This window comes from Nonomuraea terrae, from assembly GCF_004348995.1.
Lineage (GTDB): Bacteria > Actinomycetota > Actinomycetes > Streptosporangiales > Streptosporangiaceae > Nonomuraea > Nonomuraea terrae.
Genome location: NZ_SMKQ01000047.1, coordinates 1 through 23,303, shown reverse-complemented (window position 1 = coordinate 23,303; position 23,303 = coordinate 1). Strand labels below are relative to the sequence as shown.

The 23,303-nt window shown below is 71.1% G+C and carries 21 protein-coding genes, 6 tRNA genes, 1 pseudogene and 1 riboswitch; of the genes and pseudogenes, 14 read left to right on the top strand and 14 right to left on the bottom strand.

The features are described 5' to 3' along the window. Positions 1-16 precede the first annotated feature (16 nt). The 7 genes from E1286_RS17775 to E1286_RS17745 form a co-directional block, all read right to left on the bottom strand. The gene (locus E1286_RS17775; RefSeq protein ID WP_132613866.1) at positions 17-259 is read right to left on the bottom strand and encodes a hypothetical protein; all 243 of its coding nucleotides are present in this window, start codon (positions 257-259) and stop codon (positions 17-19) included. A gap of 427 nt (positions 260-686) precedes the next feature. Beyond that, complete coding sequence (locus E1286_RS17770; protein ID WP_132613864.1) at positions 687-872, bottom strand: hypothetical protein; 186 nt, start codon at positions 870-872, stop codon at positions 687-689. 266 nt (positions 873-1,138) lie between these two features. Beyond that, positions 1,139-1,213, bottom strand: a tRNA-Val gene (locus E1286_RS17765). A gap of 19 nt (positions 1,214-1,232) precedes the next feature. Then, positions 1,233-1,304: transfer RNA gene (locus tag E1286_RS17760), tRNA-Gly, on the bottom strand. Positions 1,305-1,353: 49 nt separating this feature from the next. Further along, positions 1,354-1,424: transfer RNA gene (locus tag E1286_RS17755), tRNA-Cys, on the bottom strand. Between the two features lie 15 nt (positions 1,425-1,439). After that, positions 1,440-1,511, bottom strand: a tRNA-Gly gene (locus E1286_RS17750). A gap of 94 nt (positions 1,512-1,605) precedes the next feature. Next, positions 1,606-3,618 (bottom strand): N-acetylmuramoyl-L-alanine amidase, encoded by a 2,013-nt coding sequence (locus E1286_RS17745; protein ID WP_246074939.1) that lies wholly within the window; start codon positions 3,616-3,618, stop codon positions 1,606-1,608. 221 nt (positions 3,619-3,839) lie between these two features. On the opposite strand from E1286_RS17745, the gene E1286_RS17740 reads away from it, so the two are divergent. The 9 genes from E1286_RS17740 to E1286_RS17700 all read left to right on the top strand — a co-directional run bounded on the left by E1286_RS17740 (position 3,840) and on the right by E1286_RS17700 (position 12,972). Next, positions 3,840-4,115, top strand: coding sequence for a hypothetical protein (locus E1286_RS17740; RefSeq protein WP_132613862.1), 276 nt, complete (start codon positions 3,840-3,842; stop codon positions 4,113-4,115). 11 nt (positions 4,116-4,126) lie between these two features. Continuing rightward, the gene (gene glmS, locus E1286_RS17735; RefSeq protein ID WP_132613860.1) at positions 4,127-5,947 is read left to right on the top strand and encodes a glutamine--fructose-6-phosphate transaminase (isomerizing); all 1,821 of its coding nucleotides are present in this window, start codon (positions 4,127-4,129) and stop codon (positions 5,945-5,947) included. A 69-nt stretch (positions 5,948-6,016) separates the two neighbouring features. Continuing rightward, complete coding sequence (locus tag E1286_RS17730) at positions 6,017-6,838, top strand: SAM-dependent methyltransferase (RefSeq protein ID WP_246074938.1); 822 nt, start codon at positions 6,017-6,019, stop codon at positions 6,836-6,838. A 97-nt stretch (positions 6,839-6,935) separates the two neighbouring features. Continuing rightward, positions 6,936-7,907 carry a tripartite tricarboxylate transporter substrate-binding protein gene (locus tag E1286_RS17725; protein ID WP_132613858.1) on the top strand — a complete coding sequence of 324 codons (972 nt, stop codon included), beginning with the start codon at positions 6,936-6,938 and terminating at the stop codon, positions 7,905-7,907. A gap of 4 nt (positions 7,908-7,911) precedes the next feature. After that, positions 7,912-8,109: riboswitch (cobalamin riboswitch) on the top strand. Positions 8,110-8,229: 120 nt separating this feature from the next. After that, positions 8,230-10,401: a ribonucleoside-diphosphate reductase subunit alpha gene (locus E1286_RS17720; protein WP_132613855.1), complete on the top strand. Its 2,172-nt coding sequence runs from the start codon at positions 8,230-8,232 to the stop codon at positions 10,399-10,401. A gap of 13 nt (positions 10,402-10,414) precedes the next feature. After that, positions 10,415-11,410, top strand: a complete 996-nt coding sequence (locus E1286_RS17715; protein ID WP_132613853.1) for a ribonucleotide-diphosphate reductase subunit beta — start codon at positions 10,415-10,417, stop codon at positions 11,408-11,410. Positions 11,411-11,422: 12 nt separating this feature from the next. Then, positions 11,423-12,508 carry a mechanosensitive ion channel family protein gene (locus E1286_RS17710; protein ID WP_132613851.1) on the top strand — a complete coding sequence of 362 codons (1,086 nt, stop codon included), beginning with the start codon at positions 11,423-11,425 and terminating at the stop codon, positions 12,506-12,508. Between the two features lie 194 nt (positions 12,509-12,702). Next, positions 12,703-12,778: transfer RNA gene (locus tag E1286_RS17705), tRNA-Pro, on the top strand. A gap of 120 nt (positions 12,779-12,898) precedes the next feature. Next, positions 12,899-12,972: transfer RNA gene (locus tag E1286_RS17700), tRNA-Leu, on the top strand. A 6-nt stretch (positions 12,973-12,978) separates the two neighbouring features. Here E1286_RS17700 and E1286_RS17695 read toward each other — a convergent pair. Both E1286_RS17695 and E1286_RS17690 read right to left on the bottom strand, forming a co-directional pair. After that, positions 12,979-13,614 carry a LysE family translocator gene (locus tag E1286_RS17695; protein WP_132613849.1) on the bottom strand — a complete coding sequence of 212 codons (636 nt, stop codon included), beginning with the start codon at positions 13,612-13,614 and terminating at the stop codon, positions 12,979-12,981. 106 nt (positions 13,615-13,720) lie between these two features. After that, on the bottom strand, positions 13,721-14,488 hold the full coding sequence (locus E1286_RS17690) for an aminoglycoside phosphotransferase family protein (RefSeq protein ID WP_132613847.1): 768 nt from the start codon (positions 14,486-14,488) through the stop codon (positions 13,721-13,723). 181 nt (positions 14,489-14,669) lie between these two features. Here E1286_RS17690 and E1286_RS17685 point away from each other — a divergent pair, with 181 nt between their 5' ends. Beyond that, the gene (locus E1286_RS17685) at positions 14,670-16,022 is read left to right on the top strand and encodes a TrkH family potassium uptake protein (RefSeq protein WP_132613845.1); all 1,353 of its coding nucleotides are present in this window, start codon (positions 14,670-14,672) and stop codon (positions 16,020-16,022) included. Here the strand turns inward: E1286_RS17685 and E1286_RS17680 are convergent. Further along, positions 16,009-16,653: a hypothetical protein gene (locus E1286_RS17680; RefSeq protein WP_132613843.1), complete on the bottom strand. Its 645-nt coding sequence runs from the start codon at positions 16,651-16,653 to the stop codon at positions 16,009-16,011. The genes E1286_RS17685 and E1286_RS17680 overlap by 14 nt on opposite strands. 148 nt (positions 16,654-16,801) lie before the next feature. On the opposite strand from E1286_RS17680, the gene E1286_RS17675 reads away from it, so the two are divergent. Together E1286_RS17675 and E1286_RS17670 are read left to right on the top strand one after the other, a co-directional pair. After that, on the top strand, positions 16,802-18,025 hold the full coding sequence (locus tag E1286_RS17675; protein WP_132613841.1) for a sensor histidine kinase: 1,224 nt from the start codon (positions 16,802-16,804) through the stop codon (positions 18,023-18,025). Then, entirely contained in the window at positions 18,022-18,672 is a 651-nt protein-coding gene (locus E1286_RS17670; RefSeq protein ID WP_132613839.1) for a response regulator, read from the top strand. Before E1286_RS17675 ends, E1286_RS17670 begins: the two co-directional genes overlap by 4 nt. On the opposite strand, the gene E1286_RS51285 is transcribed toward E1286_RS17670, so the two are convergent. The 3 genes and pseudogenes from E1286_RS51285 to E1286_RS17660 all read right to left on the bottom strand — a co-directional run bounded on the left by E1286_RS51285 (position 18,669) and on the right by E1286_RS17660 (position 20,739). Further along, positions 18,669-18,800, bottom strand: coding sequence for a hypothetical protein (locus tag E1286_RS51285; protein ID WP_281282692.1), 132 nt, complete (start codon positions 18,798-18,800; stop codon positions 18,669-18,671). The genes E1286_RS17670 and E1286_RS51285 overlap by 4 nt on opposite strands. 361 nt (positions 18,801-19,161) lie before the next feature. Continuing rightward, positions 19,162-19,374, bottom strand: a pseudogene (locus tag E1286_RS52065) (cation:proton antiporter domain-containing protein); the annotation flags it as partial. Between the two features lie 75 nt (positions 19,375-19,449). Further along, the gene (locus E1286_RS17660; protein ID WP_132613837.1) at positions 19,450-20,739 is read right to left on the bottom strand and encodes an ArsB/NhaD family transporter; all 1,290 of its coding nucleotides are present in this window, start codon (positions 20,737-20,739) and stop codon (positions 19,450-19,452) included. Positions 20,740-20,948: 209 nt separating this feature from the next. On the opposite strand from E1286_RS17660, the gene E1286_RS17655 reads away from it, so the two are divergent. Further along, complete coding sequence (locus E1286_RS17655; RefSeq protein ID WP_132613835.1) at positions 20,949-21,680, top strand: class I SAM-dependent methyltransferase; 732 nt, start codon at positions 20,949-20,951, stop codon at positions 21,678-21,680. Positions 21,681-21,754: 74 nt separating this feature from the next. Beyond that, complete coding sequence (locus E1286_RS17650; RefSeq protein ID WP_132613833.1) at positions 21,755-22,162, top strand: archease; 408 nt, start codon at positions 21,755-21,757, stop codon at positions 22,160-22,162. Here E1286_RS17650 and E1286_RS17645 read toward each other — a convergent pair. Continuing rightward, positions 22,163-23,303: RtcB family protein (locus E1286_RS17645; RefSeq protein WP_132613831.1), on the bottom strand; the 1,141-nt coding region annotated here is incomplete at its 5' end.

The following is a 23,303-nucleotide window of genomic DNA, read 5'->3' as shown; positions in this document are numbered from 1 at the left end:
CCGCTCGCTCTTCATTTCATGACGCCACGCCTGTGACCAGGCCGAACTCGTACACCACTTCCGTGGACGCAACCCCCAGCGGCTGGTCGGCGATGTGGATCGGGTGCTCTCGTTCAGGTAGCGGCCACGCACGTCTGGAGGCGCCATCGAGGTGATCGGTGGCGCCCACGTTCTTGCCGGTCGGGTTGCGTCCGTCATGCCATCGTCGTCCGGTCGGGGAACTGATGCCGACGATCCGGCATGCCTCCTGGTTGTTCAAGCCCTGCTGCGCGAGCCGCCAGCATGCCGCCCGCTCTCGGAAGGCGCCCTACGTCCCTGGGTGCGCTCTCTGTCCCAACGGATCTCGAAGTCCATCGCATCCCCTCGTGCGCGACGACCACAAGAAGAGAAGCTTCGAGCACGGGCCCTTCCAGCAAGAACGACCGTCCTCCTTCGCCTTCTCGTAGGGCTTGCCGGGACGCTCATCCTCGTCACGCGACGCCCGGAGGGAGCAACGGAATACGTGGCGGGAGATGCGAAGACGTTGAGGCACGATTCGTCTCGACGGGGGAGTGGCCCCGGAGCCGTCGTCGCCGCCCACGATCAAGCCCTCACCGGATCACCGGTGAGGGCTGGCGTTTTCGGGCGGGGAGTTTCGGATATCGGTCATATTCGTTCTACGGCCATCGCTTTCGCCATGTCGAGGGTCAGGCCCTCTTGCGCAGGATGGTGAGAATGGAGAGGCCGACGACGGCCAGACCGCAGAAGGCCACTCCACCCGTCTTGAAGGCGTCCAGCGGATTGGCGCCCATCACGCCGATCGCGAGTCCACAGACCACGCCCGCGATCGCCGCGACGCATAGCGTCACCAGGACGTAGACCACGTCATTCACTGTTGCTCCCTCCCCGCGAAGATCTACGGATTGATAGGGGAGCAATGTAAGCGACCAGAAGTCTCAGGCGCCACGGCAACCGCCCTGACGTCGTTTCATAACTTCCTAAAATCTCTTCTTGGGGTCTGCGTGACCATCCCGGCCCGTCGCCTAAGAAGCCGCAAAGTCCCAGTCGCTCGAAGAACCTTCGTGTATACGACGCCCTTGGCCGGAACGACAAGAAGCCCCAGCCGCTCGGCGTACGCCAAGGCTGGGGCTCTGTCTGGTGGTGGACGATACTGGGATTGAACCAGTGACCTCTTCCGTGTCAGGGAAGCGCTCTCCCGCTGAGCTAATCGTCCATATTGAGTTGTCACTCAGAGCGGAAGACGGGATTCGAACCCGCGACCCTCACCTTGGCAAGGTGATGCTCTACCCCTGAGCCACTTCCGCATGGCGCTGTTGTTACTTTACCGGATCCCGGAGGGTCCGATGGTCGCCGAGGTGGAGACGGGATTTGAACCCGTGTAGACGGCTTTGCAGGCCGCTGCCTCGCCTCTCGGCCACTCCACCAGGAGTCGTGCTCCGAGCGGAAGACGGGATTCGAACCCGCGACCCTCACCTTGGCAAGGTGATGCTCTACCCCTGAGCCACTTCCGCGTGACGCCTCGGCCGCTCGCGCGCCGGGCCACGGGAAAACCATATCGTCTCCCGGGAGTGCCCGTGCGCACGGAGCGTCCGGCGGCGGCCAAATTCAGCGGATCAATCGCACATCCTTCGCCATGACGAACATCACCCGGTGGCCCAGCTGGATCTGGTGGTAGCGGGTGGTGCCCGTGGTGGTGACGTGTCGGGCGGGGTTGAAGGCGTTCGCGGCGTAGTAGGAGCCGGTGACGGTGTCGCCCACGGTGTACCGCTGCCCGGGCGCGATCCGGTACTTCAGCGGCGCCAGCCGCTGGTAGGCGGCGCTGGTGTACGCCGATCGCTCCGGATACGCGCGCCCGTACACCTTCACGTCCGCCGACAGCGGCGTGACCACCGGGCCCCTGGCCGGGACGGCGGTCGGCCTGCCCGCCGGGTTGTGGAACCACGCCTTCTGGCCGAGGTACCAGATGGCCGTCCAGTCACCCCGCCGCTCGGCGACCGCGAAGCGCTGGCCGGTGGAGGCGCGGGCGCTGTGGTCGTACACGCTGTACGTGCTGGGTCTTCCCCCGCGCTTGCCGATGTCGAGCACCAGGGGAGCCCGGTGGCTGGGCGACTTGTGCAGCCAGACCGTGGAGGCCCCGTGCGGGGGGCAGCGCTTCGACGCGTCGCCGCTCACGCAGCCGGTGAAACGCGGCCGGTGGGAGTTGTACGACGGCCGGATGAGGACGGAGTCGCCGCCCCTGGCCGCCCGGAACGGCTTGTCCATGAGGTCGAAGTAGTGAGCCCAGTCCCAGTACGGCCCCGGGTCCTCGTGCATGCCGGCGACGGTGCCCGGCGTCGTGCCGGGCACGTTGTCGTGGCCGAGGATGTGGGCCCGGTCGAGCGGGATGTCGTGCTTGGCGGCCAGGTACTTCACCAGCCTGGCCGACGACCGGTACATCGCCTCGGTGTACCAGGCGCCGCCCTTGGCCAGATAGCCCTCGTGCTCGATGCCGATCGAGCGGGTGTTGACGTCCCAGTTGCCCGCGTGCCAGGCGATGTCCTTCGTCGGCACGTGCTGGGCGACATGTCCGTCACGGGAGCGGATCGTGTAGTGCCAGCTCACGTACTTCGGGTTGCGCACCATCGACGGGATGCCCTGGTAGGTGCCCTCGGTGTCGTGGATGACGATGTAGTCGATCCTGCGCTCGCGGGTCAGGCGGTCGTGGTTGCCGTAGTCACGATCGCCCTTCTTGCCCCACCGCTTGTACGCGGCCGGCATCCACTCGCAGTGCAGCGACGATGGGCACTCCGCCCTGCCGCCCGCCGCCTTGGTCCCCGCGGCCGACCGCGGTGCGTCGGCGCCGGGCGCCCAGCCGAGGTCGGTGTTCTCCTCCCCGGCCCACCAGTCCTCCTCGGCGGATTCACCGCCGGGCAGGTCCGGCACGGGGTCGAGCCGGACGAGGTGGCCGTCGTCGGTACGGCGCTCCACCCCCTCCCGCATGACGGAGAAGACCTCGTCGGCGAAGGCCCGGGAGGCGTCCGGGTCGTCGGTGCCCGCGTACTTCGCCACGGCGTCGTACCAGTCGGACGGGTCGGAGCTGGGGCGCCGCTGGTAGGAGGCGAGCAGGGCGGCGCCGGCGCGGATGTTCGCGGACGGGTCCTCGCGCAGGCGGGTGGGCGCCACGCCGATCAGCCGGCCGGCCTCGGGCAGCGTCGTGCGGTGCGCCGGCGTCGCGGTGCGCAGCGCGGAGGAGGCCGGCGGGCCGCCGGGTGTGATCGCCATCGGGCGGGCCTCGTCGCCGCGCGGGTCGCCGAGGGCGTCGCCGATCCCGTCAGTCGCCTCGGCGGGGAACGCGTCCACCAGGTGCATCGGGCCGTAGCCGCCCGCCGTGCTCGGCCGCCCGCCGTTGGCGTCCCACCGCGACTCCAGGTACGCGACGCCGAGCAGCACGCTCTCCGGCACCCCGTACTCGCGGGCCGCGGCGGCGAAGTCGGCCTGCCGCCCTTCGGCGCGCGCGGCGCCCGCGGGGGACCGCGCGCCGGAGTCCCGCCGTTCGACGTCGGCGGGTGCGGTGAGTACGCCGGCCGCCAGGACGGCGGCGAGCCAGAGCTGCATGAACATCTCCCCCAGGAACGTCACGATATGACTACGCTCCGTAACCGTTCCCCGGAAAGGGATGTGTCAGACGGGGCGGATGTTACAGATGTGACTCGGAGCTGCTTGGGTGCTTTGCCCTGGTTTGTAGGGGTATGTAGCAGAGTGACGTTCGCAACCCCACCAGGCGTCGTTCAGCGTTAATCCTGCCCGATTTCGGGCAGAATGTTGCTGTGTCTCATTCCAGAGCCGTAGGGTCCTCGTCTGTGTCAGCGGCCCGGCATCCGTACGAAGATCTCATCGACCACCTCACGAGCACGACGCCGCTCGGCCAGGGGGAGGCGGCCCGTGTGGTGGCAGACGTGCTGGCGTACTTCTCCGAGACCACCGAAGAGTTCGTCCGCCGCCGTCACGGGGAGTTGAAGCGGCACGGCTTCACCAACGACGAGATCTTCCCGAGGATCGCCGCCGCATTAGGCGCTCGCCGGGTGGCCGCCCCAAAGCTGTCGCTCAGACAACTACGCCGGATCATCTACGGATAGAGGAGACCTCGATGTGCGGAATCGTGGCCTATGTCGGCCCCAAGGACGCCGCGCCCATCCTGCTGGAGGGACTGCAGCGGCTCGAATACCGGGGCTACGACTCGGCCGGTGTCGTGGTGTCCAACAAGGGCCTGAAGGTACGCAAGGTCAAGGGCAGGGTGGCCGACCTGGCCAAGGTGGTCCCGGCCCGGTTCAAGGGCAACCTCGGCATCGGCCACACCCGATGGGCCACGCACGGCGTCCCGAGTGACGTCAACGCCCACCCCCACCTGTCCGCCGACGAGCGCATCGCGGTGGTGCACAACGGCATCATCGAGAACGCCGCCGAGCTGCGCGCCAAGCTGGAGGCCGACGGCGTGGTGTTCGCCTCCGAGACCGACACCGAGGTGCTCGCCCACCTGATCGCCCACGCGGCCGACGAGAACGACACGCTGGAGGAGGCGGTCAGGAAGACCCTCAAGAGCGTCGTGGGCACGTACGGCATCGCCGTCATCGACTCCGAGCGGCCCGGCGAGGTGGTCGTGGCGCGCAACGGCAGCCCGATCGTGGTCGGCATCGGCGAGAAGGAGATGTTCGCCGCCTCCGACGTGGCCGCGCTCGTCCGCTACACCCGCCAGGTCGTGCACCTGGAGGACGGCGAGCTGGCCGTGCTCAAGGCCGACGGCTTCCACACCTTCGCCAGCGACGCCCGCGAGACGGCCAAGGAGCCGCTGACCGTCGACTGGGACGCCGGCCACTACGACACCGGCGGCTACGAGCACTACCTGCTCAAGGAGATCTCCGAGCAGCCCGAGACGGTCACCCGCACCATGAGCGGCCGGCTCGACGAGCGTTTCCACGTCGCCCACCTCGGCGGGCTCAACATGGACGCCCGCGAGACCCGCTCGTTCCGCCGGGTGAAGATCATCGGCTGCGGGTCGGCGTACTACTCGGGGCAGATCGGGGCGCAGCTCATCGAGGAGCTGGCGCGCATCCCGTCCGACGCCGAGCCGGCCAGCGAGTTCCGCTACCGCAACCCGGTCGTCGACCCCGACACGCTCTACGTCGCCATCAGCCAGTCGGGGGAGACCTACGACACGCTCGCCGCCGTGCAGGAGCTCAAGCGCAAGGGCGGCCGGGTCATCGGCATCGTCAACGCGGTCGGCAGCGCCATCGCCCGCGAGGTCGACGGCGGCATCTACCTGCACGCCGGCCCCGAGGTCTCGGTGGCCTCGACCAAGGCGTTCACCTCGACGGCGGTGGCGTTCGCGCTGCTCGCGCTGCACCTCGGACGGGTGCGTGACCTCTCGCCCGCCGACGGGCGGCGCATCGTGGAGGGCCTGCGCCGGCTGCCCGGGCAGATCGGGGAGATCCTCGCCCAGAGCGACAAGATCGCCGAACTGGCCAAGAAGTACGCCGGTCACCCGAGCATGATGTTCGTCGGCCGCGTGCGCGGCTACCCGGTCGCCCGCGAGGGCGCGCAGAAGCTCAAGGAGATCTCGTACGTCCACGCCGAGGCGTACCCGGCGAGCGAGCTCAAGCACGGCCCGCTCGCGCTGATCGGCCCGGACATGCCGACGGTCGCCATCGTCCCCGATGACGAGCTGCTCGACAAGAACCTCACGACGCTCGGCGAGATCCGCGCCCGGGGCGGCCGGGTGCTCATGGTGGGTCACCGCGAGCCCTCCGCCAAGCTGGCCGACGACGTGATCGTGATCCCGAGGAACGAGATCGAGCTCGACCCGATCCTGCTGGCGATCCCGCTGCAGCTCTTCGCGTACTACGCTGCGGTGGCGCTGGGCCGCGACGTGGACAAGCCGCGCAATCTAGCCAAGAGCGTTACAGTTGAGTAATTAACTCTATTTCAGCAACAATCATCCCAGGGTAGTGTTATTCCGCTGCTGACGACATAAATTCGATATGTGCGGCAGCAGTTCGATCAGCAGCGGCCTCATCCCGCCCGCATGTACGACTACATGCTCGGCGGGAAGGACAACTACGCGGTCGATCGCCAGGCCATCGATCAGCTCGCCGAGCTGATCCCGGAGGCGGTCCCGCTGGCCCGCGCGAACCGGGCCTTCCTTCAGCGTGCCGTACGCTACGTGGCCCGCGCCGGAGTCCGGCAGTTCCTCGACCTCGGCAGCGGGCTGCCGACCCAGGGCAGCGCGCACGAGGTCGTGCCCGAGGCCCGGGTGGTCTACGTCGACAACGATCCGGTGGTCGCCGAGCACGCGCAGAGCCTGCTCCGGCCGGGGCCTGGCCGGACCGGCCTGGCCAGGTTCGTCCAGGCCGACCTGCTCGATCCCGAGGACGTGCTGGCCAGGGCCGGGGAGTTCCTCGACCTGGACGAGCCGGTCGGCGTGCTGCTGGTGTCGATCCTGCACTTCCTGCCCGACTCCGCCGACCCGCTGGGGGCGGTGGCGGTGCTGCGGGAGCGGATGGCGCCGGGCGGGTTCCTGGTGATCTCCCATGCGACGACGCGGGCCACGGCGCGGGTCACGACGCGGGCCACGACGCGGGCCACGACTGCGGCGCGCCCGCAGGAGCGCGAGCGGCCCCGGGCCTCCGGGGGGCGCGGGGCCGACCGGACGCCGGCCGAGATCCGCGCGTTCTTCGGCGACTTCCCGCTGGAGCCGCCGGGGCTCGTCCAGGCCACCGACTGGCGCCCGGACCGGCCCAAACTGGTCGGCGACTGGTCGCTGCCGTCCTCGCTCATGGCCGGCGTCGGGAAGAAAGCCAAGTAAACCCGAATATCACGAAAAATCGCCAAGAATAGCGATTCTGAGTGTTGACCATGAGCCGCGTGTACAGCCATGTGTAATGGGTTAATAACCATGGGTAATGGAGGGTTCGGGACAGGCGCGCATGCCCCGCAGGCGGTTCATCGCCTGGGGGCTCGGCGCGATCGCGGCCGCGGCCGGATGCGGCGCGGAGCGCGTCTCCGGCGGCGCGGAGGTCCTGCGTACGCGGTTCTCGGTCAACCCCGGCGGGCAGCAGTGGGCGCGTGTCGCGCGGACGTTCGGTGGCGTGGCCCGCTCGGCCGGGTTCCAGACCGGCGCCGGCACCCCGATCACCGTGGTCGGCCTGCCCGCGCTGTCGGCCGCCGAGCTCAACGACGGCCAGGGCGTGGCCGGCGTCACCACCCCGCTGGCCAGGCTCAGCGGCGAGGTCGAGGTCGTCGTCGTGCCCGCCGCCTCCCATCTGAAGGACTTCGGCGACTTCGGCGCGCAGCTGCTCGCCCGGCCCGCCCAGACGCCGGTGACCGGCGGGCCGCAGGGCGAGCCCGACCACCTGCTCTTCGGCCTGATCGCCGAGGGCCTCGGCGCCGACACCCGCCAGGTCGACTACACCGGTTACCCCAGCGGCAACGAGGCCGCCACCGCGCTGCTGGCGGGCAAGGCCGTGGCCGCCGCCGGGCCGTTGTCGGAGTGGCGGTTCAACATCGGCAGGGGCCGGGTGCGGGCGCTGGCCGTGTCGTCCGCCCAGCGGCTGCCCGGCCTCGACGCGCCGACCCTGCTGGAGTCGGGCGTACGGGTCGACTTCACCAACTGGGTGGCCGCGTTCGGGCCCGACGGCATGGGTGAGGAGAGCCGCGAGTGGGCGCTGCGCATGTGCGACGACGTGCTGGGCGCGCCCGGGTGGGAGGCCGCCTGCCGGGCGGCCGGCTGGCTGTCGCTGCCGCTCGTCGGCGACGACTTCGAGCGCTGGCTCGGGTCCGAGGTCGCCCGGACGCGGGCCGTGCTGCACGGTCTGGGGCTGATCAACTCCACCCGAGCCACAACATGCTGGGGTAGTTGCGGGAACGGCCACTAGATGTAGGATCCTCGTCGTCGCTGGTTCGCCTCCCCCTGAGGCGGAGCAAAAGGGAACCCGGTGTGATTCCGGGGCTGCCCCGCAGCGGTGAGCGGGAACGACCGCCGTCATGTGCACTGGAGCGGATCCGGGAAGCGACGGCCAGTAGGCGCCATCGAGCACGCCCGCGAGCCCGAAGACCTGCCGGCGACTCCGGGCCGCGTGCCCGGGGCAATGTTCAGGGCCTCGAGGGTGGGCTGAGGGCGTGACGCGGCCGGGTGCTCCGGTGTCGCGGTGCTCTGGCGTGCCCTCACGGGGATGACTTCGCGAGGAGAAAGAGCACGTGACTCAGATCGTTGGGGTTGACCGCCGCCTGGCCATCGAGGAGGCCGCCGCCGGGGTGATCGCCGACCCGGCCAACTCCCGGCTCGCCGCCCGGCTGCTGGCCGAGGAGATCGCCGAGGAGACCGCGGCGCACGGCGTGCGGTCGTTCTCCGAGTCGATCGCCGCCACCCACGCGGCCGGGCTGATCCAGGACGGACTGGCGGAGTTCGTGGCCGCGCACGCGGCCGAGCTGGACGGGCTGATCTCGCGGGAGGCGGACGACCGGTTCGAGTACTTCGGGCTCCGTACCGTCTACGACCGCTACCTGCTGCGCCATCCTGAGACCCGGCGGGTGCTGGAGCGGCCGCAGCACTTCTTCCTGCGGGTGGCCTGCGGGCTGTCGGAGACGGTCGCCGAGGCCGCCGAGCTGTACGCGCTGATGTCGACGCTGTCGTACCTGCCCAGCTCGCCGACGCTGTTCAACTCGGGGGCGCGCCGCCCGCAGCTGTCGTCCTGCTTCCTGCTCGACTCGCCGCGCGACGAGCTGGAGGCCATCTACGACCGGTACGGCCAGGTCGCCCGCCTGTCCAAGTACGCCGGCGGCATCGGCGTCTCCTGGACCCGGGTGCGCTCGCGCGGCTCCCTGATCCGGGGCACGAACGGCCTGTCCAACGGCATCGTCCCCTGGCTGCGCACGCTCGACTCGTCCGTGGCGGCGGTCAACCAGGGCGGCCGGCGCAAGGGCGCGGCCTGCGTCTACCTGGAGACCTGGCACGCCGACATCGAGGAGTTCCTCGAACTGCGCGACAACACCGGCGAGGACGCCCGCCGCACCCACAACCTCAACCTGGCCAACTGGGTGCCCGACGAGTTCATGCGCCGCGTCGAGGCCGACGAGACCTGGTCGCTCTTCGACCCGAAGGACGTGCCCGACCTGACCGACCTGTACGGCGAGGCGTTCACCGCCGCCTACCGCGCGTACGAGGCCGAGGGCCGGTTCGCCCGCCAGATCCCCGCGCGGACCCTGTACGGCCGGATGATGCGCACGCTCGCCCAGACCGGCAACGGCTGGATGACCTTCAAGGACGCCGCCAACCGCACCTCCAACCAGACCGCCCGCCCCGAGAACGTCATCCACCTGTCGAACCTCTGCACCGAGATCCTCGAGGTCACCAGCGACGCCGAGACGGCCGTGTGCAACCTCGGCTCGGTCAACCTGGCCGCCCACCTCGCCGGCGGCGACCTCGACTGGGAGCGGCTGCGCCGGACCGTCCGCACCGCCGTGCGTTTCCTCGACCGCACCATCGACCTCGGCTTCTACCCGACGCCCGAGGCGGAGGCGGCCAACAAGCGGTGGCGGCCGATGGGGCTCGGCGTGATGGGCCTGGCGGACGTGTTCTTCACACTGCGGCTGCCGTTCGACTCTCCTCGGGCGCGGGAGCTGTCCACCCGGATCGCCGAGGAGATCGCGCTCGCCGCGTACGACACCTCGGCGGACCTGGCGGCCGAGCGCGGCCGGCACCCGTCGTACGACGAGACCAGGGCGGCAGGGGGAGTGCTGCACCCCGACCACTACGGGGTGAGCTCGCCGCGCTGGGAGGCGCTCCGGGAGAAGATCGCCGTGACGGGGCTGCGGAACTCGCTGTTGATCGCCATCGCGCCGACCGCCACGATCGCCTCCATCGCCGGCTGCTACGAGTGCATCGAGCCGCAGGTGTCCAACGTGTTCAAGCGCGAGACGCTGTCGGGCGAGTTCCTGCAGGTCAACCGCTATCTGGTGGCCGACCTGCAGGCGCGCGGGCTGTGGACGCAGGAGATGCGCGACGCGATCAAACGGGCCGACGGCTCCGTGCAGACGGTGCCCGGCATCCCCGACGACCTCAAGCTGCTCTACCGCACGGCCTGGGAGCTGCCGCAGAAGGCGCTCATCGACCTGGCCGCGGCGCGGCAGCCGTATGTCGACCAGGCGCAGTCGCTCAACCTCTTCCTGGCCAGCCCGACCATCGGCAAGCTCTCCTCGATGTACGCCTACGCCTGGAAGAGCGGCCTGAAGACGACGTACTACCTGCGCTCACGCCCGGCGACCCGGATCTCCCAGACGACGGTCGCCCAGCCCACGCCGGCCCAGCCGGTCGCGGACGTGATCGCCTGCTCCCTTGAGAACCCCGAGACCTGTGAAGCGTGCCAGTGAAGGAGATCTTGTGATGTTGCTCGACCCCGGGATGGATCTGACGCTCCGCCCGATGCGCTACCCCGATTTCTACGAGCGTTTCCGCGCGGCCATCCGCAACACGTGGACGGTCGAGGAGGTGGACCTGCACACCGACCTCGCCGACCTGGCGAGGATGACGCCGCAGGAGCGGCATTTGATCAACCGGCTGGTGGCGTTCTTCGCCACCGGCGACTCCATCGTGGCCAACAACCTGGTGCTCAACCTCTACCAGCACGTCAACGCCCCCGAGGCGCGCCTGTACCTGAGCAGGCAGCTGTTCGAGGAGGCCGTGCACGTGCAGTTCTACCTGACGCTGCTCGACACCTACCTGCCGGATCCGGACGAGCGGGTCAAGGCGTTCGCCGCGATCGAGCACATCCCGTCGATCCGCGACAAGGCGGAGTTCTGCTTCAAGTGGATCGACTCGATCGACGGCCTGCGGCGGCTGGAGACCGCGGACGAGCGCCGGCAGTTCCTGCTCAACCTCATCTGCTTCGCCGCCTGCATCGAGGGCCTGTTCTTCTACGGCGCCTTCGCGTACGTCTACTGGTTCCGCTCCCGGGGGCTGCTCGGCGGGCTGGCCACCGGGACGAACTGGGTGTTCCGGGATGAGTCCATGCACATGGAGTTCGCGTTCAGCGTGGTGGACACGGTCAGGGCCGAGGAGCCCGAGCTGTTCGACGATCAGCTGGGCGAGCAGGTCGCCGAGATGCTGGAGGAGGCCGTCGCCGCTGAGCTGGCCTTCGCCGCGGACCTGTGCGGCGACGGCATGCCGGGCATGGGCGTCGCGCAGATGCGCCAGTACCTCGAGTACGTCGCCGACCAGCGGCTGGCCAGGCTCGGCCTGCCCCGGCGGTACGGCTCGGCGAACCCGTTCGCGTTCATGGAGCTGCAGGACGTGCAGGAACTGGCGAACTTCTTCGAGCGGCGGGTTTCGGCTTACCAGGTGGCAGTAGAGGGCAATGTGACCTTTGACGAGACGTTCTAAGACATTGGGGGCATGAACGTGCAGTCTCCAGCGGACTGGCCGATTCTCCTGATCGCGGTGGTCGGCTCGATCCTCCTGGTGGAAGTGATCCGGCGGGTGCTGAGCAAGGCGGGGCGCAAGTGGGAGCTGGCCCGGCATCTCGTGGAGCACTGCACGTGGCCCGCGTTCACCGTGGCCGCGGTGGCGGCGACGAACGTGGCCTTCCGGCCGGGGATGTTCGGGGAGGCCCCGGGCGAGCTCGGGGCGGGGGCCACCGTCGACCGTTTTCTCGGTCTGGGCACGATCGGCGCCGTCACCTGGCTGATCGTGCAGGCCACGTACGCGCTGACGGATGTCGTGCTCGACCGGCTGGTGCGGGTCGAGGGCGAGCGCAACCGGCGGGCGCGGCGCATCAGGACACAGCTCGGGCTGGTGCGCCGCATCGCCGCGGCCGTCATCATCGTCATCGCGCTCGGCGCGATGCTCTTCTCGTTCCCGCAGGTGCGCGCTCTCGGAGCGGGGCTGCTGGCCTCGGCGGGCATCGCGGGCGCGGTCGTCGGCATCGCCGCCCAGCCGACCCTCGGCAACATGCTCGCCGGGCTGCAGCTCGCCTTCAGCGACGCGCTGCGCCTGGACGACGTGGTCGTCGTCGAGGAGGAGTGGGGGCGCATCGAGGAGCTCACCCTCACGTACGTGGTGCTGCGGCTGTGGGACGAGCGCCGGCTCGTGCTGCCGGTGTCGTACTTCACCCAGAACCCGTTCGAGAACTGGACGCGGCACGGCAGCCGGGTGCTGGCCGTGGTGTACCTGCGGGTGGACTGGTCGGTGCCGGTGGGGAAACTGCGCGAGGCCCTGTACGAGTTCCTGCAGGGCAACCCGTTGTGGGACCAGAAGGACTGGACGCTCCAGGTCACCGACGTGCTGCCGAACGGCCTGGTGGAGCTGCGGGCGCTGATGAGCGCCGCCGACTCGCCGTCGGCGTGGGACCTCAAATGCGATGTGCGCGAGTTCCTCGTCGACTTCGTCCGCGACAACTATCCGGACGCACTTCCCCGTTTCCGCGTCGAATCTCCGGAGACCAGGGCGGGCGTGAAATGGGGCCTGGATCCGTCGTCATAAATGTGTGGCACGCGCCCGGATCATCGGTTTACCGTGGACAACGTCGAACGGCGAGAAAGACAGGGAAGGGGGAGCGCGACGTGAGCGACCTGCGACCGGCCCTTCCCGGGCTGCGCCGGAGGCTTTCCGGATAATCCTTCACGGAATTCCGCAGAAAGCCGCCCGCAGAAATCCGGGGCGGCTTTCTTGTTGTACCGAGTGTGGGGCAGTTTGGTCAGCCCGCCTGCCTTGGGAGCAGGAGCACCGCAGGTTCGAATCCTGCCACTCGGACGACGGCCCTGAAAGGAAAGGGCCGCGGGCACGGCCTGGCCGGTGGGAATGGCGCCCCCCGGCCGGACCACGCCCTCGCCCCGGGCCGGCCCACGCCAGCCCGAGCCCGGGGCCCACCCAGCCGCTCTGGCCCAACTGGCAGAGGCGCCGTCTTCAGGAGGCGGAGGTTCGGGGTTCGAATCCCCGGAGCGGCACTTGAGTCAGGAGGCGGTGACGTCGTCCGCGGCGAGCAGCGCGGCCAGGCCCAGGAAGATCACGCCGCTGCCCAGGTCGACCTTGCGCATGGTCGCGGCCGGGATGCCGGTGGCGCCGATGCCGTTGCCGACGGCGATGTAGCCGAGGCCCACGACGAGCTCGACGGCCAGGTACGCCGCCCCCAATGCGGCGATCTGGACGCCGGCGTCCGCCTGCGACCCGCCGGTGAACTGGGGGAGCAGGGCGGCGAAGAGCAGCAGGGCCTTGGGGTTGCTCAGCGCCACGAGAAACTCGTTGAGCATCAGCGGCCGCAGCTCCTTCCTGGCCGGCGCCGTGGAAGCGGCCGGGGCGGCGGGCGCCCGCCGCGCGCGCCGCAGGCAGGAGATCCCGATCCAGGCCAGGTAGACGACGCCCACCCACTTGACCGCCGTCAGCCAGGCGGCCGACGTCGCCAGCACCGCGCCGAGCCCCGCCACGACCAGGCCGATGATGATGACGAAGGCGACCAGCCGCGCGAAGATCCCGGCCAGCGCGTACGTCATTCCGTGCCGTACGGCGTTGTTCAGGCCGAGGAGCTGGTTGGCCCCCGGGATGAGCGACACCAGAAAAGCGGCGGGGATGAAACCGGCCCAATTGATCATTTGTTGTACACCTGACCTGCAGACCACCGGGTATCCCTGGGAGTGGGCATCCCAGGAGCAATCAGACAATACGCCGGTCGCGGAACCACCCCATCGGGCGGGTACGTCACCCGAACAGACGCCGGTTGGCCAGCGTCCAGGCCCGCCGGCGCTCCAGCTCGCCGAGGTAACCCTCGGCGACCCAGCGGGCCTGCGGCCGGCGCCCCTGCGCGGCCAGCCGGCGTACCTGGGCGATCGTGTCCCGCTGCACGGCGGCCACCTCGCCCGCCAGGCCCGCAACGCCGGGCAGGCCGTAGGCGGCGGCGAACAGCTCCATCCGGCGCCGGCGGTCGGGCGGCTCACGGTAACCCAGCCAGCGCAGGCACTCGGAGTCGTCGCGGAACGGCGCGGTGTACTCCAGCGCGTACGCGACGTCGAACACGCGCGAGCCCGGCCGGGCGTTGTCCCAGTCGAGAATCCCCGCGGGCACGCCGTCGCTCCAGACGACGTTCCACGGGCCGAAGTCGCCGTGGCAGACCAGCTCCCCGTCGCCGATCCCGCACCGGCCGGTGATCCAGGCGAGGTCGCCCGGAGGGCGGAAGCCGGCGACCGCGTCATGGTAGTCGCGCAGCAGCCGGGCGAAGGCGGCCAGCCCCTCGTCGGAGACCACCTGGGCCCAGCCGGCCGCGCCCGCCGCCCCCTCCACGTACGTGAGGACCTCCCGGCCCTGCTCGTCGATCCCGAGCACGCGCGGCGCGTACCGGAAACCGGCGTCCGCCAGGTGCCGGAGCAGCGCGTGGACGGCGGGCGTCCACGGCTGCACCGGCCTGCGCACGGTGTCGCCGACCCGCACGACCCCTCGGTCGGGGGTGTCCTGCAGCACCTCCTCCGTCATGGATCGAGCGTAGGGGGGACAGACCGGCCGCGAGCAGCCCTATATTCGGGGAACCTCGTCGTTGGCGGTCGCAACAGCCCTGCGCTACGGTGTGGCGCGGTGTGCCGGGAAGTCTGGTCGGCGGCGTCCCCGGCCCTGCCCCGCCCCACCCGGAGGCCTCCGTGACCAGTGACGATGCCCGATGACACGGCATCGACCCGCCCTGCCGGGCCGCATCGGGCATCCCGCGGTGGTCATCGCCACCGGGTTCGGCACCGCCGTGCTGATCGGCACGCTGCTGCTGGCCACCCCGATGGCGACCACCGCGGGCGACTCCTCACACTGGCTGACCGCCCTGTTCACCGCCACCTCGGCCGTCTGCGTGACCGGCCTGGTCGTGGTCGACACCGAGGCGCACTGGTCGGTGTTCGGCGAGGTGGTCATCGCGCTGCTCATCCAGGCGGGCGGCCTCGGCATCATGACGCTCGCCACCCTGGCCATGGTCGTCCTGTCCGGCCGGCTCGGGCTGCGCGCCCGCCTGTCCGCGCAACTGGAGACCAAGTCCGTGGTGGCCGCCGACCTGCGCCAGGTGCTGCGCCGGGTGGTGCTGTTCAGCCTGGTGTGCGAGGCGGCCGTGGCCGTCGTGCTCACCGGCCGCTTCCTCCTCGGGTACGGCGAGCCGTTCGGCCGCGCGGCCTACCTGGGGGTCTTCCACGCGGTGTCGGCGTTCAACAACGCCGGGTTCGCGCTGTGGCCCGACAACCTGATGCGCTTCGTCGCCGATCCGTGGATCAGCCTCACCGTCGCGCTGGCCGTGGTCGTCGGCGGTCTCGGCTTCCCCGTCGTCTTCGAGCTGCTGCGCGCGTGGCGGCGGCCCCGGCGCTGGTCGCTGCTGACCCGGATCACGATGGGCCTGACCGTCGTGCTGCTCACCGGTGGCACGCTCGCGTTCCTGACGACCGAGTGGCGCAACCCCGCCACGATGGGCCCGCTGGACGACTCCGGCAAGCTGCTGTCAGCCTTCTTCGCCGCCGTCATGCCGCGTTCCGGCGGCTTCAACACCCTCGACATCGCCCAGATGAACCCGTCGTCGTGGCTGGTCACCGACGTGCTGATGTTCATCGGCGGCGGCAGCGCCGGCACCGCGGGCGGCATCAAGGTCACCACGTTCGGGTTCCTGCTGTTCATCGTCTGGTCGGAGCTGCGCGGCGAGAGCCACGTCAACATCGGTCACCGGCGGCTGCCCTCCGCCACCCAGCGTCAGGCGCTGTCGATCAGCCTGCTCGGCATCGTCCTGGTCACGGTGTCGACCTGGATCATGCTGATCGTCACGCCACACAGCCTCGACCAGGTGATGTTCGAGGTGATCTCGGCCTTCGCCACCAACGGCATGTCCACCGGCATCACCGCCGACACCACGCTGGCCGGGCACGTGCTGCTGAGCCTGCTGATGTTCATCGGCCGCATCGGGCCGCTCACGCTCGGCTCGGCGCTCGCCCTGAAACAGCGCACCCGCCGCTACGAGCTGCCCGAGGAGCGCGTCATCGTGGGCTGACAGTGCCCGCGAAGGACGACACGACCGAAAGGATCATCACCACCCCGGCCGCCAGGGCGCAGGCCATCGTCACGGGGAACGGCGGCAGCACGAACACGCCGGCGGCGCACGCCACGCCGATCCCTGCCATGGCCGGACCGCCCAGCCGCCGGGCCCGCCTCCCGCCGTGCCGCGGCGCCTCCTCGTACAGGCGGGGCAGGGCGAGGCCGAGCCCGGTCGTCAGCAGGCCGACCGCGACGCCCACGGTCCGCTCCAGGGGGAACGCGTGACCGGCGGCGTCCGCCAGCACGCCGGTGTGGACGGCGGTGAGCACCGGCGGCAGGAGCACGAACAGCACGTTCATCGCCCGCCGCTGCGCGGCCGGCGATGCCATGAGCATCGGCGGCAGCAGGGGGCGCAGGCGCTCGCCGGCCGCGGTGGCGCCCGCCATGACCACGCCGATGCCCACGAGGGTCGCCGGCATCGCCGCCGCCATGACGGCCTTCGGCACGTGGGCGCCGGGCCGGTCGGCGGTGGGCCGCCTCGTCGTGACGACGTCCGGCAGCGCGTCCCAGAGCCGCCAGGCGACGGCGGTCATCACGACGAGCGCGAGCGCGGAGACGGCGACGCCCGCCCACGGAACACGTTTCATGGTGTCCTCCCGGAGGCCGCGGGTGCCGCGAGCGTAGCTCCGCGCGGTCCGGCCGGACATCCACCGCGGGGCACATGACCGGGGTCATCGTCGTGGACATGACCTCCGGCACGCTGTGCCGCGCGGAGGCGATCGTTATGCTCCCCATATGGGACAGGCGGGGGCGATCCGTGACATCAGCGGCTGGATCGGGTTCTCCGGCGACCGTCCGCCCATGGTGTTCACCGTCTTCTTCTGGGGCTCGGCCGTCATCTGCGCCGTGGTTTTCGCGGGCGGCCTCGCGATGCTCGGCGACGGGGGCGTCCTGCCGTTGCATCAGGCGCTGCTGGTGCTCGGTGCCGCCGCGCTGCCGGTAGCGGCCGTCCTGTGGCACGTGCTGCCGTGGCGCGCGGGAGCGCCGCTCCCGCGCCGGGCGGCGACCGCGGCGTTCCTGGTGCTGACCCTGCTGCTCATGCCGGGCGGCGGGCTCGTCTGCCTGCTGATCGTGAGCCTGGCCGTGGGGAACGCGCTCGTGGTCTTCGGGCTGCGCGGCGCCCTGGCGTACGCGGGCCTCGCGGGCCTGTACTCCTTCGCGCTCGGGGCGCTCAACCCGGCCAGGTCGGTGCTCGCGGCGGCCGTCGACGGCGCGCTCCTGCTGCTGCTCTGCCTGGTGATCCTCGTGGTCGTCGTCGCCATGGTCGACTCCCACGACCGCGCCGAGGAGACCCGCCGCCTGCTGGCCGAGCTCGAGCAGGCCCACGCCGAGCTGGAACGGTACGCGGCCCGCTCCCGCGAACTGGCCGTCGCCGAGGAACGCGCCCGGCTGGCCCGCGACATGCACGACTCGGTGGGCCACTACCTCACCGTCATCAATGTGGGCCTGCAGAACGCCCAGCGCTACCGCGTCATCCGTCCCGACGCCGCCTGGGACGAGGTGTGCCAGGCCCAGGCGCTCACCCTCGAAGCGCTCACCGACACCCGCCGCTGGGTCCGGGCGCTCAAACCCCTGCGCATGGACGGCCGCGCCGGCGTCGCCGGCCTGCGCGCCCTGGCGGAGTCGTTCGGCTCGGCCGACACCGGCGTCGTCTTCACCGTCACCGGCGCCTGGCCGGAGGTGGACGAGGCCAGGGAGCTGGTCTGCTACCGGGTCGTCCAGGAGGGCCTGACCAACGCCCTGCGCCACGCGCGCGCCCGCCGCATCGAGGTCGCGCTCGACTGCGCCCCGCAACGGGTGCGGGTGACGGTCCGCGACGACGGCGAGGGCGCGCCGCCGGGAGCGCTGGACGGCGGGTTCGGATTGCGCGGATTGCGGGAACGCCTGGCGGCCGTGGACGGTGTGCTGGACGTCGTCCCGGCCCCCGGGTTCACCCTGCGGGCGACGGTGCCGGTGTGACGGGCGTGATCCGCGTCCTGCTGGTGGACGACCACATCCTCATGCGCGAGGGCCTGCGCAAACTCCTGGAGATCGAGCCCGGCATCGAGATCGCCGCGACCGCCGCCGGCGGCGAGGACGCCCTCGCCTGGCTGGCCGCGGCCGCCGAGCCGCCCCACGTCGCCCTCGTCGACGCCCGCATGCCGGGCATGGACGGCGTGGAGCTCGTCAGGCGGCTGCGCGCGGGATTCCCCGAGATCGCGCCGGTGATCCTGACGACGTTCGACGACGACGACTACATCTTCGGCGGCCTGCGCGCGGGCGCGCGGGGCTACCTGCTGAAGGACACCCCGCCGGACGAGCTGGTGGACGCCATCAGACGGGCCGCCCGGGGCGAGACCGTGCTGGGCCGCGCGGCCACCGAACGGCTGGTGAGCGCCCTGCGCGAGGAGCCCGCCCCCGCGCCGTGCACGGGCCCGCCCTGCGGCCTGTCGGAACGCGAGTACGAGATCGCGCTGCTCATCGGCTCGGGCGCGTCCAACCGGGAGATCGCGCGGCGGCTGCACATCACCGAGGGCACCGCCAAGAACCACATCTCCAGCTGCCTGCGCAAACTCGGCCTGCGCGACCGCACCCAGCTGGCGGTCTGGGTCTCCAGGAACTCCTAGGTCTTCGCGCCGCGGCGCAGCCGGCGGGCGAGGCCGTACCAGGCCGGTATCTCGCGCTCGTCGTCGAACCAGCGGGCGACCACGATGTCGGTCGAGGAGTGCAGCAGGATCGACAACACGATCGTCACCGCGACGATCTGGAAGACCTGCTGCCCGGCCGCGATGCCGGAGGCCTGGCACGATCAGCCCGTACACGACCGAGGCGAACCCCTTGGGGCCGAACCACGCCACCGCCGCCTGTTCGCGTACCGACAGGCCGGAGCCGAGGAAGGACAGCCAGGTCGCCGGCGGGCGGGCCAGCACGAGGGCGAGGATCGCGAACGCCCAGCCCTGCCAGCCCACCGAGCCGAGCAGCGACGGCGTGATCAGCGCGCCGAACAGCAGCAGCGCCGCCAGCTTGAACAGCTCGGCGGTCAGCTCGCCGATCACGAACGGCAGCGCCGGGCCGTCGTTGACACCCGACTCGACGTTCAGCAGCTGCCGCGGCCGCGGCGGCACCTTCTCGTTGCCGACGAGCGCCGAGGCGAACACCGGGTCGGTCGGCGCCGGGATCGCGCCGACCAGCAGCGACTCCACCCAGCCGAGGCCGAGCAGGAAGTGCGCGCCGGCCGCGGTGACCGCGAGTGTCAGCGGCAACCCCCAGCCCAGGGCCCGGCCCGGCAGCCGCCACGCGGTGCGCAGGTCCATCCAGCCGACGCGCATGCCGTCGGTGAACAGCACCGCGAACAGCGCCAGCTCGGCCAGCTCCTCGACCCGCCCGATCGGCGGGTGTCGGGATTACAGGTAACGCAGCCAGAGGTACGGCACGCACAACGCGATCGTGACCGAGGCGACCACCAGGCCGTACTTGGTGAACTGCCAGAAGCTGATCGGCGTGCCGTTGCGGGCCGCGATGCCGAGCACGACGACGTTGGCCGCCGCGCCCACGGCCGTGGCGTTGCCGCCCAGGTCGGCGCCGAAGGCCAGCGCCCACCACAGCACCTGCGCCGCGTCGTTGCCGCCGTTGGCCTCGACGAGCTCGGCGACGATGGGGCTCATCGTGGCGACGTACGGGATGTTGTCCACGATCGCCGACAGGACGCCGGACGCGCCCAGCAGCAGCATCGTGGTCAGCCCGAGCTGCCCCTGGGTGGCGTTCGCCGCCGCCTCGGAGATCTGGCCGATGACGCCGGTCTCGACGAGGGCGCCGACCATGACGAACAGGCCGGCGAAGAACACCAGGGTCGGCCACTCGACCTCGCGGATGGCGTCCTGGGTCGTCACCTTCGTGGCCGCGACCAGGACCCCGGCGCCCAGCAGGGCGACCACGGAGGGCTCGTAGTGCAGCACCGGGTGCAGCACGAACGCCGCCATCACCAGCGCCAGCACGGCCAGTGACTGCCACAGCAGCCGTCGGTCGGCGATGGCCTCGCGCTCGTTCAGAGCCATGACCTCCGCGGCCCGCTCGGGGTCGTACCGGAACGACTTGCGGAACAGCCACCGGCACAACCCGATGAACACCACCATCAGGATGACGACCATCGGCGCCATGTGGATGAGAAAGTCGTTGAAGCTGAGCCCGGCACGGCTGGCGATGATGATGTTCGGCGGATCGCCGACCAGCGTCGCCGCGCCGCCGATGTTGGAGGCGAGCGCTTCGGCGATGAGGAACGGCGCCGCGGACAGCGCCAGCCGTTCGCACACCAGGAACGTCACCGGCGCGATGAGCAGCACGGTCGTGACGTTGTCCAGCAGCGCCGAGGCGGACGCCGTGATGACCACCAGCAGCACCATGAGCCGGTAGGGATGACCCTTGGCGCGTTTGGCGGCCCAGATCGCGAGGTATTCGAACACCCCGGTCTGCTTGAGCACGCCGACGATGACCATCATGCCGAGCAGCAGGAAGATGACGTTCCAGTCGATGCCGGAGTGCTCGTTGAAGAACGCCGCGCCCGCGTCGGTGGCGTGGATCAGCAGCATGATCCCCGCCCCGCCGAGCGCCGCCGCGACGCGGTGGACCTTCTCCGTGGCGATCAGGGCGTACGCCGCCAGGAAGACAGCCACCGCGATCCATGCGGTGACGCTCACGTGCCCACCCTCCGGTACGGCGAGGGCAGGGCGGCGAAGCCGAGGGGGAGATCCGGCGCAGGGAAGCACGCACGCACGGCGGGGGCCTCTTTCGAGATCGACAACAGGGACCGCCGACCAGACTTCCCGGCACACCTGTCAACAACCTATCAACGAACGTCAAAACGCCCAATGGGGCGCATGGGCCACACGCGTCGTATCGTGACCTCATGGCTGACGCGATCTTCGAACACCCCCGCCTCGCGGCCGTCTACGACCCCCTCGACCCCGACCGCGGCGACCTGGACGTGTACGCGGCCATCGCCGAGGAGCTGGGCGCGCGCCGCGTGCTGGACGTCGGCTGCGGCACGGGCACGTTCGCGCTCCTGCTGGCCGGGCGCGGCATCGAGGTGACCGGGGTCGACCCGGCCGCGGCCTCGCTCGACGTCGCCCGCGCCAAGCCCGGGGCCGAGCGGGTGCGCTGGATCCACGGAGACGCCCGAGCCGTGCCGCCGATGGAGGCCGACCTCGCCACCATGACCGCGAACGTCGCCCAGGCCGTCGTGGAGCCGGACGACTGGCGGGCCACGCTGAGCGGCGTCCGCGACGCGCTGCGGCCCGGGGGACACCTGGTGTTCGAGACCCGAGACCCGGCCCGCCGCGCCTGGCTGGAGTGGAACAGGGAGAGCACCTACCAGGTCAGGGACCTCCCGGGCGTCGGCCGGGTGGAGACCTGGACCGACCTGCTCGACGCCCGCCTTCCGCTGGTGACCTTCCGCGGCACGTGGGTGTTCGCCTCCGACGGCCAGGTGCTGACGTCGGAGTCCACGCTGCGCTTCCGCGAGCGGGACGAGGTCGAGGCGGACCTGGCGGCGCACGGCTACGTCCTGCGGGAGGTCCGCGACGCCCCCGACCGGCCTGGCCGGGAGTTCGTCTTCCTCGCCGCCCGGCCCGAGGAGTGACCGTGCGGCGGCTTTGGGGTGTCTTGACGGCCGAGGGCTTCCCGCGCGGCGCCGGTCGCTGGTGAAGTGGCTCCATGAGCAGAGGCCACCGTACGATCCCGCACACCGCCGACATCGCGCTGGAGGCGTGGGCCGACAGCCGAGAGGAGTGCCTGGCCGAGGTCGTCAAGGCGCTGGTGGAGAGCTTCGCCGATGCCGGCTCGGCGGCCTCCGGTGAGAGCGTCGCCTTCACAGCCCCCGAGGAGGGTGACGAGGAGCTGCTCGCCGCCCTCCTGGAAGAGGTGATCTACCAGCTGGAGGTGCACGGCCGCCTGACGGTGGACGTGGTCCCCGACCCCGCGGGGACCGGGCTCCGGCTGGTCACCGTCCCGGCCGAGGCCGCCGAGCAGGTCGGCGCCACCCCCAAGGCCGTCACCGGGCACGACGTCCGCTTCGGCCAGGAGAACGGCCGCTGGCACGCCCGCGTCGTCGTGGACGTCTGATCAGCCCTTGACCACGCCGATGGGGACGAGCCGCGCCACCTTGCGGGCCAGCCCGGCCTGGTGGCACGCCTCCACCACGGCCCCCACGTCCTTGTACGCCTGCGGCGTCTCCTCCGTCAGCCCCCGCGCCGAGGCGCCGCGCACCGCGATCCCGGCCCGCTCCATCTCCTTGCGCAGCGCGGCCGCCGAGGTGGTCTTGACGGCCTGGTGCCGGCTCAGCCGCCGCCCGGCCCCGTGGCAGGCCGACGCGAACGCCGGCGCCCCCGGCACACCCGCCAGCACGTACGACCCGACGCCCATCGACCCCGGCACCAGCACCGGCTGCCCGACCGGGCGCAGGTCGGGTGGCAGGTCCTCGTGGCCGGGCGGCAGCGCCGGGGTGGCGCCCTTGCGGTGCACGCACAGACGCCGCTCGCGCCCGTCCACCCGATGGGTCTCGATCTTGGCCAGATTGTGCGAGACGTCGTACAGCAGGGCCAGGTCGCCGTCGCCGGTGGCCTGGTCGAAGGCGCGGCGGGCCGCCTCGCCGAGCAACTGCCGGTTGGCCCGCCCGTAGTTGGCCGCGGCGGCCATCGCCCTCAGGTACGCCCGCCCCTCGGGCGAGCCGACGGGCGCGCAGGCCAGCTGCCGATCGGGGACGCTGATGCCGTACCTGCTCATGGCCGCCCGCATCGCCCGCACCGCGTCCGTGCACACCTGGTGGCCCAGCCCCCTGGACCCGGTGTGGATGAGCACGCACACCCGTCCCGGCCACAGCCCGTACGCCCGCGCCGCCTCCTCGTCGTACACCTCGGCGACCGCCTCCACCTCCAGGAAGTGGTTGCCGGAGCCGAGGCTGCCGACCTGGCCGAGCCCGCGTTCCCTGGCCCGCTCGCCGATCACGGCCGGGTCGGCGTCGGCGACGGCGCCCCGGTCCTCGCAGCGCTCCAGGTCGCGGGGCTCGCCGTGGCCGCGCTCGACGGCGTACCGCGCGCCGCCCGACAGGATCCGCTCCAGCTCGCCCCTGTCGTGCAGCCGCCACACCGCGCCCTTGCTCATGCCACGCGGGACGGCCGCGTCGAGGGCGTCCATGAGCCGGTTCAGGCACGGCCGCAGCCGGTCGACGTCGAGCCCGGACATCAGCAGCCGGACGCCCTCGACG